The 13,445-nt window shown below is 48.7% G+C and carries 6 protein-coding genes, 9 tRNA genes and 3 rRNA genes; all 18 read right to left on the minus strand.

Going from position 1 to position 13,445, the window contains the following annotated elements; genetic code table 11:
* Positions 1-287 precede the first annotated feature (287 nt).
* Positions 288-980 (minus strand): BofC C-terminal domain-containing protein, encoded by a 693-nt coding sequence (locus tag MKZ12_RS23310; RefSeq protein ID WP_339257017.1) that lies wholly within the window; start codon positions 978-980, stop codon positions 288-290.
* A gap of 242 nt (positions 981-1,222) precedes the next feature.
* Positions 1,223-1,296: transfer RNA gene (locus MKZ12_RS23315), tRNA-Pro, on the minus strand.
* Between the two features lie 7 nt (positions 1,297-1,303).
* Positions 1,304-1,382: transfer RNA gene (locus tag MKZ12_RS23320), tRNA-Leu, on the minus strand.
* Between the two features lie 17 nt (positions 1,383-1,399).
* A tRNA-Arg gene (locus tag MKZ12_RS23325) sits at positions 1,400-1,476 on the minus strand.
* 6 nt (positions 1,477-1,482) lie between these two features.
* Positions 1,483-1,557: transfer RNA gene (locus MKZ12_RS23330), tRNA-Gly, on the minus strand.
* A gap of 23 nt (positions 1,558-1,580) precedes the next feature.
* Positions 1,581-1,658 (minus strand) — tRNA-Asp (locus tag MKZ12_RS23335).
* A gap of 27 nt (positions 1,659-1,685) precedes the next feature.
* Positions 1,686-1,759: transfer RNA gene (locus tag MKZ12_RS23340), tRNA-Met, on the minus strand.
* 18 nt (positions 1,760-1,777) lie between these two features.
* Positions 1,778-1,853 (minus strand) — tRNA-Val (locus MKZ12_RS23345).
* A gap of 6 nt (positions 1,854-1,859) precedes the next feature.
* A tRNA-Glu gene (locus tag MKZ12_RS23350) sits at positions 1,860-1,931 on the minus strand.
* A gap of 4 nt (positions 1,932-1,935) precedes the next feature.
* Positions 1,936-2,011, minus strand: a tRNA-Asn gene (locus MKZ12_RS23355).
* An 84-nt stretch (positions 2,012-2,095) separates the two neighbouring features.
* Positions 2,096-2,212, minus strand: a 5S ribosomal RNA gene (gene rrf / locus MKZ12_RS23360).
* A 75-nt stretch (positions 2,213-2,287) separates the two neighbouring features.
* A 23S ribosomal RNA gene (locus MKZ12_RS23365) occupies positions 2,288-5,213 on the minus strand.
* Between the two features lie 311 nt (positions 5,214-5,524).
* A 16S ribosomal RNA gene (locus tag MKZ12_RS23370) occupies positions 5,525-7,076 on the minus strand.
* The 16S, 23S and 5S rRNA genes sit together here with 9 tRNA genes alongside, the layout of an rRNA operon.
* Positions 7,077-7,620: 544 nt before the next feature.
* Positions 7,621-9,249, minus strand: a complete 1,629-nt coding sequence (locus tag MKZ12_RS23375) for a LysM domain-containing protein (protein ID WP_339257019.1) — start codon at positions 9,247-9,249, stop codon at positions 7,621-7,623.
* A 196-nt stretch (positions 9,250-9,445) separates the two neighbouring features.
* The gene (gene ilvE, locus MKZ12_RS23380) at positions 9,446-10,330 is read right to left on the minus strand and encodes a branched-chain-amino-acid transaminase (protein WP_339237053.1); all 885 of its coding nucleotides are present in this window, start codon (positions 10,328-10,330) and stop codon (positions 9,446-9,448) included.
* 146 nt (positions 10,331-10,476) lie between these two features.
* The gene (gene pheA / locus MKZ12_RS23385) at positions 10,477-11,349 is read right to left on the minus strand and encodes a prephenate dehydratase (protein ID WP_339237055.1); all 873 of its coding nucleotides are present in this window, start codon (positions 11,347-11,349) and stop codon (positions 10,477-10,479) included.
* Positions 11,346-12,314, minus strand: a complete 969-nt coding sequence (thrB, locus tag MKZ12_RS23390; RefSeq protein ID WP_339257021.1) for a homoserine kinase — start codon at positions 12,312-12,314, stop codon at positions 11,346-11,348. Before thrB ends, pheA begins: the two co-directional genes overlap by 4 nt.
* Complete coding sequence (thrC, locus tag MKZ12_RS23395; protein WP_339237058.1) at positions 12,311-13,381, minus strand: threonine synthase; 1,071 nt, start codon at positions 13,379-13,381, stop codon at positions 12,311-12,313. The genes thrB and thrC overlap by 4 nt, the downstream gene beginning before the upstream one ends.
* Positions 13,382-13,445: the final 64 nt, after the last annotated feature.

A 13,445-nucleotide genomic window follows, 5' to 3' on the forward strand; every position in this document is an offset into this window, starting at 1 on the left:
AAGCGAACATATGTATCGTTCATTTCATTATAACAAAAGATAGACCCTGCGGCAGGAAAAACTTTGTCTAACCCATTACTCGTCTTTATTCGTGGTTTTTTTCATGTTTATTCGTATTTTCATGTATTTCGGCACAAACGACAAAAAGGACATCTCTTCGATGTCCATCACCACATTCCACGTATATTGGATTTCTATCACTTAGTTTCGCGAAACACCAATGCCACTGGTCTCCAACCATCTAATTATTACTTCAGTATCTTAACGTTGTAAGTTAGCACAAAAGATTACCCGCCATTGCGGATTAAATGATGATCTTCATCCACCGCATAGTCACTAAACGTTGAGATTACGCTATCATACTCATCCTTGTCCTGAATCCGGATACCCTGCTGCAATTGCTCCAGCACCCCTTCAGGCAAAGAACTCTCCAACGTCCCCACATCCAATTGAAAAAACGTACGAATAACCTTCTCTTCTGCAGGCTTACCCTCATACAAATTAAGGTTCCCCACAGCATCTATGCTAATATACGCCTGCTGTTTGCAAAGCGGTGAAAGGTCATCTACACGTTGCTTCAAATGCAACTCATCTGATGTTCCAACGGTAGCATCCCATTCCGGATGTTGAACCAGCAGCATCTTCAACTGTGGTCTAGCCATCTTGCCCAACTGTTCTGTCTCCACTCCGCAAATGTACTGTGTTTCCAAAACCACACTCGTTAAATGATCCGGATCAGTATCAAGTTGCTCTACTAACGCCTGAATGTCCTGATCAGATCTGGTCTCCGGCGTAACAGGTCCCATCACACTAGTTGCCTCACTAAAATTAGTGGTCAGCAAACGTTCAATCGCCGATGAGATAGACAATCCGCTGTAAGCCAATATCGTAACTGCAAGCAAAGCAACCGTCATCCATACTGTTCGTTTCCACCGTCGCCAGCGTCTCTTGAATTGTTTCCTGAAGTTAAACGTGTTCACATGAACCCCTTCTATCACTTTTTAAACCTATTGTGACCTAAAGAACGAGGCTTTATGCAAGACTTGTCGTCTGAAGAGTAACCCATATATTCATGAAGCAAGGGACCATGGGCCAATAGCTGATGGCATATTGAAAGTTATGTTAAGCACACATCGTAATCGTAATCCCTTTAATATCGCAACGTAATAAAGATAAACACAAAAAAAGTACTATCTATAAGTTAGATAGTACTTTTTCGAGATCGGGATGACACGATTTGAACATGCGACCCCCTGGTCCCAAACCAGGTGCTCTACCAAGCTGAGCTACATCCCGTTATATATACCGGCGAGAGGACTCGAACCTCCACGGTTTCCCACTCGATTTTGAGTCGAGCGCGTCTGCCATTCCGCCACGCCGGCAAATTATGAAGTTATAATGGCGCGCCCTGAGAGATTCGAACTCCCGGCCTTTTGATTCGTAGTCAAACGCTCTATCCAGCTGAGCTAAGGGCGCAAATATTGGAGCGGAAGACGGGAATCGAACCCGCGACCCTCGCCTTGGCAAGGCGATGCTCTACCGCTGAGCCACTTCCGCATACGGTATTGATAGATATAAAATGGCGGAACCGACGGGATTCGAACCCGCGATCTCCTGCGTGACAGGCAGGCATGTTAGGCCAACTACACCACGGTTCCAGATCACTTTCCATTGGGAAAGTCTAATTGCGGGGGCAGGATTTGAACCTGCGGCCTTCGGGTTATGAGCCCGACGAGCTACCGGGCTGCTCCACCCCGCGTCGTTATTAAAAATCTTATGGTGGAGGCTGAGGGGATCGAACCCCCGACCCTCTGCTTGTAAGGCAGATGCTCTCCCAGCTGAGCTAAGCCTCCATAATATGACCCGTAGGGGATTCGAACCCCTGTTACCTCCGTGAAAGGGAGGTGTCTTAACCCCTTGACCAACGGGCCTTAATGGCTCCCCGAACAGGGCTCGAACCTGTGACAACTCGATTAACAGTCGAGTGCTCTACCAACTGAGCTATCAGGGAATAATATGCATTTGCAGGGCAAATGCAATCCATCGTACAATGTCCACATGCAGAGCTTGTTTTCTATGTATGATGAAAGAGTTCGCTTGGCGGCGTCCTACTCTCCCAGGACCCTGCGGTCCAAGTACCATCGGCGCTAGAGGGCTTAACGGTCGTGTTCGGGATGGGTACGTGTGGAACCCCTCCGCCATCGCCACCAAACGCATAGCTTACATTTCAGAGATCGTTCTCTGAAAACTAGATTCGAAACGAAAGTGTGCGAATTACAACTTGCTATTGGATAAGCCCTCGACCGATTAGTACTGGTCAGCTCCATGCATTGCTGCACTTCCACCCCCAGCCTATCTACCTCGTCGTCTTCAAGGGGTCTTACATACTGGGAAATCTCATCTTGAGGGGGGCTTCACGCTTAGATGCTTTCAGCGTTTATCCCGTCCGTACATAGCTACCCAGCGGTGCTCCTGGCGGAACAACTGGTACACCAGCGGTACGTCCATCCCGGTCCTCTCGTACTAAGGACAGCTCCTCTCAAATTTCCTACGCCCACGACAGATAGGGACCGAACTGTCTCACGACGTTCTGAACCCAGCTCGCGTACCGCTTTAATGGGCGAACAGCCCAACCCTTGGGACCTACTTCAGCCCCAGGATGCGATGAGCCGACATCGAGGTGCCAAACCTCCCCGTCGATGTGGACTCTTGGGGGAGATAAGCCTGTTATCCCCAGGGTAGCTTTTATCCGTTGAGCGATGGCCCTTCCATGCGGTACCACCGGATCACTAAGCCCGACTTTCGTCCCTGCTCGACTTGTAGGTCTCGCAGTCAAGCTCCCTTATGCCTTTGCACTCTTCGAATGATTTCCAACCATTCTGAGGGAACCTTTGGGCGCCTCCGTTACTCTTTAGGAGGCGACCGCCCCAGTCAAACTGCCCACCTGACACTGTCCCCGCACCGGATTACGGTACCAGGTTAGAACCTAGATACGATCAGGGTGGTATCCCAACGTTGCCTCCACGCAAGCTGGCGCTCACGCTTCAAAGGCTCCCACCTATCCTGTACAGATCGTACCCAAATTCAATATCAAGCTGCAGTAAAGCTCCATGGGGTCTTTCCGTCTTGTCGCGGGTAACCTGCATCTTCACAGGTATTAAAATTTCACCGGATCTCTCGTTGAGACAGCGCCCAAGTCGTTACGCCATTCGTGCGGGTCAGAATTTACCTGACAAGGAATTTCGCTACCTTAGGACCGTTATAGTTACGGCCGCCGTTTACTGGGGCTTCGGTTCACAGCTTCGGATTGCTCCTAACCACTCCCCTTAACCTTCCAGCACCGGGCAGGCGTCAGCCCGTATACTTCGCCTTACGGCTTCGCACAGACCTGTGTTTTTGCTAAACAGTCGCTTGGGCCTTTTCACTGCGGCCCCCTCGTGCTATTCACACTACCGGGGCACCCCTTCTCCCGAAGTTACGGGGTCATTTTGCCGAGTTCCTTAACGAGAGTTCTTCCGCGCGCCTTAGAATACTCTTCTCGCCTACCTGTGTCGGTTTGCGGTACGGGCACCTTCACCTGGCTAGAGGCTTTTCTTGGCAGTGTGAGATCATGACCTTCGCTACTACAATTTTCGCTCCCCATCACAGCTCAGCCTTATGATGTGCGGATTTGCCTACACATCAGCCTCACTGCTTAGACGGACATCCATCAGTCCGCGTCACTACCCTACTGCGTCCCCCCATTGCTCATAACGGCTTACGGTGGTACAGGAATTTCGACCTGTTGTCCTTCGACTACGCCTTTCGGCCTCGCCTTAGGTCCCGACTTACCCTGAGCGGACGAGCCTTCCTCAGGAACCCTTAGGCTTTCGGCGGATCAGATTCTCACTGATCTTTTCGTTACTCATACCGGCATTCTCACTTGTATAATGTCCAGCGCTCCTTACGGTACACCTTCAACCCTTATACAACGCTCCCCTACCCCTGATGCAAAGCATCAAGCCATAGCTTCGGTGGTGTGTTTAGCCCCGTTACATTTTCGGCGCAGAGTCACTCGACCAGTGAGCTATTACGCACTCTTTCAATGGTGGCTGCTTCTAAGCCAACATCCTGGTTGTCTGTGCAACTCCACATCCTTTCCCACTTAACACACACTTGGGGACCTTAGCTGATGGTCTGGGCTGTTTCCCTTTTGACAATGGATCTTAGCACTCACTGTCTGACTCCCGGAAGTAAGTCTATGGCATTCGGAGTTTGACTGAGCTTGGTAACCCTTGCGGGCCCCGCACCCAATCAGTGCTCTACCTCCACGACTCTGTTTTCCGAGGCTAGCCCTAAAGCTATTTCGGGGAGAACCAGCTATCTCCGAGTTCGATTGGAATTTCTCCGCTACCCCCACCTCATCCCCGCACTTTTCAACGTGCGTGGGTTCGGGCCTCCAGTGCGTGTTACCGCACCTTCACCCTGGACAGGGGTAGATCACCCGGTTTCGGGTCTACGTCCACGTACTAATTCGCCCTATTCAGACTCGCTTTCGCTGCGGCTCCGGCTCTTCACCTTAACCTTGCACGGGAACGTAACTCGCCGGTTCATTCTACAAAAGGCACGCCATCACCCCTAAAACGGGCTCTGACTTTTTGTAAGCACACGGTTTCAGGTTCTATTTCACTCCCCTTCCGGGGTGCTTTTCACCTTTCCCTCACGGTACTGCTTCACTATCGGTCGCTAGGAAGTATTTAGCCTTGGCAGATGGTCCTGCCGGATTCATACGGGGTTTCACGTGCCCCGCACTACTCGGGATCCGTCTCGGAGGGAACAGACTTTCAATTACAGGGCTTTTACCTTCTTTGGCGGGCCTTTCCAGACCTCTTCGCTTAACCGGTTCCTTTGTAACTCCATGTGAGACGTCCCACAACCCCAAAGAGCAAGCTCTCTGGTTTGGGCTTCTCCGCGTTCGCTCGCCGCTACTGACGGAATCACTATTGTTTTCTCTTCCTCAGGGTACTTAGATGTTTCAGTTCCCCTGGTATGCCTCTACATAACCTATGTATTCAGTTATGAGTAACTGGAAATTACCCCAGCTGGGTTTCCCCATTCGGACACCCCCGGATCAAAGCTTGCTTACAGCTCCCCGAGGCAGTTTCGTTGTTCGCCACGTCCTTCATCGGCTCCTAGCGCCTAGGCATCCTCCGTGTGCTCTTAGTAGCTTAACCATTGCGCTCGTGTTCGAGCTGTCGCTCCGCTTGGTTTGCTTGCGCAAATCCAAAAGTCGCTCCATTTCGATCACTCGCTCCAGCAATCTACCGTTTTTATTGAAACTTGTTATACACAAGTTCAGCTAAAAAGGAATGTTCTAATTCGCATTTACTTTCGTTTCGATATCTAGTTTTCAAAGAACAAGCTCCATGCAAAAGCAAGCTGTTTGAGAGTTTGAGCTCTCAAAACTGAGCAACGAGTGAGTAACTAGCCGACCTGGCTAGATTTTATATTTGAATGTTTCCACTCGGGAAACGATTCTCCATAGAAAGGAGGTGATCCAGCCGCACCTTCCGATACGGCTACCTTGTTACGACTTCACCCCAATCATCTATCCCACCTTCGGCGGCTGGCTCCTTGCGGTTACCCCACCGACTTCGGGTGTTATAAACTCTCGTGGTGTGACGGGCGGTGTGTACAAGACCCGGGAACGTATTCACCGCGGCATGCTGATCCGCGATTACTAGCAATTCCGACTTCATGCAGGCGAGTTGCAGCCTGCAATCCGAACTGAGACCGGCTTTTTAGGATTCGTTCCACCTCGCGGCTTCACAGCCCGTTGTACCGGCCATTGTAGTACGTGTGTAGCCCAGGTCATAAGGGGCATGATGATTTGACGTCATCCCCACCTTCCTCCGGTTTGTCACCGGCAGTCACCTTAGAGTGCCCACCCGAAGTGCTGGCAACTAAGATCAAGGGTTGCGCTCGTTGCGGGACTTAACCCAACATCTCACGACACGAGCTGACGACAACCATGCACCACCTGTCTCCTCTGTCCCGAAGGAAAGGTACATCTCTGTACCGGTCAGAGGGATGTCAAGACCTGGTAAGGTTCTTCGCGTTGCTTCGAATTAAACCACATACTCCACTGCTTGTGCGGGTCCCCGTCAATTCCTTTGAGTTTCAGTCTTGCGACCGTACTCCCCAGGCGGAGTGCTTAATGTGTTAACTTCGGCACCAAGGGTATCGAAACCCCTAACACCTAGCACTCATCGTTTACGGCGTGGACTACCAGGGTATCTAATCCTGTTTGCTCCCCACGCTTTCGCGCCTCAGCGTCAGTTACAGCCCAGAGAGTCGCCTTCGCCACTGGTGTTCCTCCACATATCTACGCATTTCACCGCTACACGTGGAATTCCACTCTCCTCTTCTGCACTCAAGTCACCCAGTTTCCAGTGCGATCCGGGGTTGAGCCCCGGGATTAAACACCAGACTTAAATGACCGCCTGCGCGCGCTTTACGCCCAATAATTCCGGACAACGCTTGCCCCCTACGTATTACCGCGGCTGCTGGCACGTAGTTAGCCGGGGCTTTCTTCTCAGGTACCGTCACCTTGAGAGCAGTTACTCTCCCAAGCGTTCTTCCCTGGCAACAGAGCTTTACGATCCGAAAACCTTCATCACTCACGCGGCATTGCTCCGTCAGGCTTTCGCCCATTGCGGAAGATTCCCTACTGCTGCCTCCCGTAGGAGTCTGGGCCGTGTCTCAGTCCCAGTGTGGCCGATCACCCTCTCAGGTCGGCTACGCATCGTCGCCTTGGTGAGCCGTTACCCCACCAACTAGCTAATGCGCCGCAGGCCCATCCCCAAGTGACAGATTGCTCCGTCTTTCCAGTTTCCTTCAGGCGAAGAAAACAACTATTCGGTATTAGCTACCGTTTCCGGTAGTTGTCCCAAACTTGAGGGCAGGTTGCCTACGTGTTACTCACCCGTCCGCCGCTAAGCATCAAAGAAGCAAGCTTCTTATCAACTCCGCTCGACTTGCATGTATTAGGCATGCCGCCAGCGTTCGTCCTGAGCCAGGATCAAACTCTCCAATAAAGTATTGAAAAGAGCGATAAGCTCATTTTGAATCTGACGAGATTAAACATCTCATTTGTGCTCCAGTCGATCCAAGCCAAGGCTTGTTTCAACTTTCGCGTTCATTCTGCAAGCAGAATGTTTACTCACTCGTTGTTCAGTTTTCAAAGATCAAACTTGTTTCTTCATTTATTGTGTTTCCCGTGTCAGCCGTGTGTTTCAGCGGCGACTTAAATAATATATCATACGGCTGAATCTAATGCAACAGTTTTTTTCATTTCTTTTCTTTACTAGTTTTGCATTAGCTAAAGCGATCATATCGGTTCCCTAACTTGTCCTATTATCGCGGTACGCTCATAGGGTACAACAAATATTTTAGCACATATATGAAAGGGGTTTCAATATTTCTCTACAAAATGCTCCCATTATTCCTGAAAAATTATATTTCCTTTATATGCAATTCATTGTTCATTCAGAGTTAGCGGGAAGCCAGCTCCCTATTACAGAGTTAACTTCCCGCTAATATTATAGGTAACTTACTTCTCTATCGATCGCAGTCCTCTGGTTAGTTTTGTATCCATGGATTACGACGCTTTTTATTTGATTTCCGTTGGTTGGAAGTAGCTACACCCTCTCTGGATGTTTTTCCTGACACGGATACTTTGGATTTGTTCTTCAGAGGAGCCTTGCTCGTTCTGCGTTTTGCGGCTGCTGGCTTATTTCCGGTTTGCTTGGACTTCGCCTCCGAATCTGATCCAACCTCTTCAATGCTTACCTGACTTAAGTTAGCGTCTTCACGCCCTCCCTTTTTGCCACCACTGCCTTGCCCTTGAGGAGGATACATTTCGCCAAATGCTCCAAGCGGGGACGACGGAACCATGTTCTGTGTAGGATACGGATTCTGATATGCATACTCAATAGGCTGGTTTGGCATCGTTGATGTAGACATTTCAGGTGGCATACCATACGAAGGACCGTACATGTTCATGTTCCAAGCCGGTTCCTGGTAACCATAAGAAGGATAAGTATACTGAGGGACATGTGTATGTGATCCACATCCGCATGGAGGATACGGAAGCATAGAGTATGGAGATATGAATGGTGGCTGATGATTCATATGACTAGGTGCTGCATACGTTGGAAATGGACTATTCACTTCGCCAGCTGGTGCAATCGGAAATGAGTTGTTTTGCATTTCTGGAGACAGATTTGGCATAACGTTATTGTGGTTATAGCTCTGCTCCGCACCCGTCCACGGGCTGTTAGTCATTTCACTGCCACTGTAAGGGCTAACTTCCGAAATCCCTGGAAACGGCGCATTGTTACTCACTTCTGCCGTGTACATATCTTGCTGAATACCATACACCTCTTGTGCAGGAACCGGAATTTGAACATAAGGATGCTCCGCTGGCGCATGATGCAACTTGTTACCACAACCACAGGGCTTTTTCGTTGCTGGTGCAACCTCAGTTGGAGGCTCGGTATTAGGCATTACAGGCAAAGGCATAATTTCAGGCGAAAGATTAGGCATTGTGTATTTCTTGGATTCCGCTACAGGTTTAACTTGAACTTCGGGTTTAACCTCTTCTTTTTTCGGCATTTCCTTTTCGGGTTTCACTTCAGGAAGTTCTGGCAACTGCGGCAGCACCTCCAGTTCAGGCTTCACATTCGGTTTTTCTGGATTAGCTGGTGGTGGAGCAGGTACTGGGACTGGAACCTCTGATACCGGAGCAGGAGGAGTTGGTGCAACTGGAGCAGGTTGTTCCGGTTCTTTGACTCCCGTGTATTCCTTACCTTCAGGCGACAATTTTTCATTTGCAGCAATGTTGCTGGCACCCGAGTTAGACATCGTGTTTCCTTGTGCATGCATCGAGGGAATGTAGACCGTTTCCCCCACCAGAAGAGCATTCGGATTTTTCAACTGTGGATTGGCATTGATCATATCTTTTAAAGGAACTCCCCAGGCTTGTGCCAACTTCCATAACGAATCTCCTTGCTGAACCTTGTGACTGTGGAGCATACCCTCCGGCTTCGGTGTTACTGGCTCTGCAGGGATTTTGACTTTCATGCCAATACCCAGCTTGTCGGGATTTGTGATTTGCGGATTAGCCGCGATCAATTTGTCCAGCGCAACATTGTATTTTTGGGACAGCAGATATAATGTGTCGCCTTTTTTCACCATGTGTATTTTCACAGGGAACTAACCTCCTAGACGTCATACTTGGGCAGTACATTCGCCCATACCGTTACTACATCCTATGCAGAAACCGGGCTAATGACATCAACTAAACAAAAAAAATCCTCCTGTCGTTAAAAATTCCCATACACCAGGTATGCTGAATTTTATCGGACAAGGAGGATTCCTGTTCCCTATGCTATACAATTCTTACTTAAGATTCCCACACTTTATAACCATCTTTGTCAACAATCTGACGGAATGCTTCCAGCAGTCTCAGCGTTACAGGACCTGCGACACCCGTACCAATTGTTCTTCCATCCACTTCACATGCAGCGATAACTTCTGCAGCTGTCCCGGTGAAAAAGACTTCGTCTGCGATATACACATCATGCAGGGTGAATGGCACTTCTTTTAATTCAAGCTCCAGTTCTCCACATAGATCGATAATGGCTTGACGTGTAATCCCTTCAAGAGCACCGAGATAACAAGGCGGCGTGTATACTACACCATTTTTGATGATGAAGATGTTATCACTTGAACCCTCGGTAACGTAACCTTGGGAATTCAACATAATCGCTTCTCCAGCACCTGAATAGTTAGACTGGATTTTAACCAGGATGTTATTCAGATAGTTCAATGATTTAATTTTCGGATTCAAAGCGTCCGGGATGTTCCGACGTTGGGAAACGGACACTGCTTTTAATCCAGTCAGATACGCTTCCTCCGGATAAATCGCCAATTGCTCCACGATGATGATTACGGATGCCTTAGGGCAACGAAGCGGGTCCAAACCAAGATTACCAGGGCCACGTGATACGATAAGACGAATATACCCATTACGCATATCATTGCGGCGCACCGTTTCAGCCATCACTTCCAACATCTCATCCATGGACAGCGGGATGTTCAAACTGATGGATTTTGCCGAATCATACAAACGATCCAAGTGAGCCTTACATCTGAAAATATTTCCGTTATAGATCCGAATACCTTCGAAAATCCCGTCTCCGTACAAAAATCCATGATCATATACCGAAACGGTTGCGTTCTCTTTGGTCACATACTGACCATCCAAATAGATCCACTGCTCTGCCACCGATGACTGCACCTCCATAAAATATCCATTTCCCTAACTCCGAACGTTATAACTCGTCCATTGTACACCAAATGAAAAGCTCTTACTTGTTCATTCTATCCAGAATTATGACAACCTTCTAACATTCCAACCATCATACAGGTCGATTACCTCGAAGGATATGTATAACAAGGATAGCTACCAAGAACACGCACCTGACAATTCAACGCCTCTATCTCAGCCATGGCTGCAGTGAGCAATACCGAATCGACCGTTTCCACAACATCAATGTAGAAATAATAGCTGCCCAATCGTTTCTTAGTTGGACGAGATTCAAGACGGGTCAGATTCAGCTTCCGCCAGGCAAATGCCGACAATACCTGATGCAACGCTCCCGGTGCATCTTCTGGCAATGTCACGAGCAAGCTGGTTTTCACATGATCCGGTTCACGAGGAATAACCACAGGTTCATGGCCGATAAGCACAAAACGGGTATAGTTATTGTCATGATCTGTAACTCGTTCAGCCATAATGTCCAGACCATGCTTCTGAGCAGCAAGCTTGGTACCGATGGCTACCCAGCCCTTACCCGGATTTTTCTTCACAATCTCTACAGCTTCGGCTGTACTGTTCACACCTTCAAGATCCGCATCAGGCGAATGCAGCCGAATAAAGTTCTGACACTGCGGAATAGCCACAGGATGAGACATGATCTTGGTAATTTTACTAAAATCATACTCGCCGCTCTCCGTCCTGAATTCAACCCCATGTCCAATGACATTCTGGATGGACGGGTATATCCACTCTGCTTGCATTGGAATATCCACTTCATTCACAAGCCAGTCCATGTGAAGGCTAACGGAACCTTCAATTGTATTTTCCATCGGAATGACACTGTATTGTGTTTTTCCACTATCTGTTGCTCGAAAAACATCTGAAATCAGCTTGGAGTGAAGCAAATCTAACGGTTCACTGTTAAAAAGGAAATCAATCGCCTCATGGGAAACTGAGCCTTCAGGTAATACTGCAATTCTTTTCATGCATTAACTTCCCCTTTGATTCTGTCCAAAAAAGGACGTTCGTCTTGATCAGGCAGCACGGTTACACCGTCCAAATCCGGATCGAGCCACAGTGCAGAAGCAGATATGCCCTCCCGCTCCATGGTGTTCAGCAAATATTGTTCCACTTCCGCTTTGCGGGTGTCATGACGATCCACCAAGGTTAATACGGTCGGTCCCGCTCCGCTCAGGGCAGCTCCCAACGCTCCATGATCGACAGCATGTTCCAATATCTCAGCCATGCCTGGCACCAATGATGCCCGGTACGGTTGGTGAATTCGATCTGACATCGCCTTCTGAATCATATCCAGTCGCCCACTCGCCAAAGCGGCAACGAGCAGCGAGGATCTGCTAATGTTATGCACCACATCAGACATGCCAAATTGCTCTGGAATCACATTCCTTGCTTTTGAAGTAGACAGTTGGAATTCAGGTACAACAACCAAAGCCTGCAAATCCTGGTGTGGCTCAATACGAATATGATCTACCCGCACACCATCCCATGCAGCCGTAATAATACCCCCATAGAGTGATGCACCCACATTATCAGGATGCTTCTCGAGGGAGGTGGCTATATCCAGAAGTTTCGCATCCGATAAAGGAGTACCAATTAATGCATTCGCTGCCGCCAGTGCACCAACGATGGCTGATGCACTACTGCCGAGTCCACGCGTAAGTGGAATATTGGAATACATGGAAATCTCCAATTCAGGTACAGACACCCCAGCTTCATCGAATACCATCTGTGCGACTTCGTAAATCAAATTCGATTTATCCGTAGGCAGGCCTGTCAAATGATCGCCGTAAAGATGAAATGTGGTCTGCTCGGCAGGTTTCATCTCCAACCAGGCATACAGAGACAATGCCATGCCCAGAGTATCAAAGCCCGGACCGAGATTGGCTGTGCTTGCAGGTATTTTTACAGTTACCTTTTCACGCAAACTCATACAGATTGCTGCTCCAATTGTGCAATGGCCGCCATTACTGCTTCTTCCGTATCTTCAACAACAAGCGGCTCAGTCGCTACTGTTTTGATCGCAATATTCGGATCTTTCAGGCCATTACCTGTCAGTACGCAAACTACAGTCTCTCCGCCTTTAAAGTACCCTTCGCTCTTCAGTTTGTATACACCAGCAAGGGAAGCCGCAGAAGCAGGTTCAGCAAAAATCCCTTCCCGAGATGCAAGCGTACGATACGCTGTCAGGATCTGTTCATCCGTTACATAGTTAATCTGTCCACCAGATTCCTCAGCTGCAGCTACAGCCGTTTTCCAGCTCGCCGGATTACCGATTCGAATCGCTGTGGCTACTGTTTCAGGCTCAAGAATCGGTTCACCTTTGACAATCGCCATCGCACCTTCGGCTTCGAAACCAACCATGCGTGGCAGCGTGTTGGATTTACCAGCCTCTTTGTATTCTTTGAAGCCTTTCCAATAGGCCGAGATATTCCCCGCATTACCAACTGGAATAGCCAGAACGTCAGGCGCTTCGCCCAGTTGTTCAACCACTTCAAACGCTGCTGTCTTCTGTCCTTCGATCCGGAACGGATTCACAGAGTTTACAAGCGTGATCGGATGTTTGGCTGTGATCTCACGCACAATCTCCAGTGCACGGTCAAAGTTACCATTAATCGCAATCACTTTGGCTCCATAAATCATGGCTTGGGCCAGTTTACCCAGTGCAATGTTATTATTAGGGATCAGCACGATACAATTGAGGCCACCACGTGCGGCGTAGGCTGCTGCAGCTGCTGATGTGTTACCTGTAGATGCACACATGATCGTACGGCTGCCCTCTTCCATCGCTTTGGCAACCGCCATAACCATACCGCGGTCTTTGAAAGATCCTGTAGGATTCAAACCTTCATACTTGAAGTATACTTTTAAGCCGAGCTCCTCAGACAGATTCTCTGCATAAATCAACGGTGTATTCCCTTCCTGAAGCGTAAGCAGTGGTGTATTTTCATTAACCGGAAGGTGCTCTCTGTACGTTTGCAAAAGTCCTTGATATCTCATTGTGGGTAAACTCCTTTATGTTTTAATAATCTGATATGATGACCTGATGATACGGGTATAATTT

Origin of the sequence: Paenibacillus sp. FSL R5-0713 (assembly GCF_037973325.1) — a bacterium.
Classification (GTDB): Bacteria; Bacillota; Bacilli; order Paenibacillales; family Paenibacillaceae; genus Paenibacillus.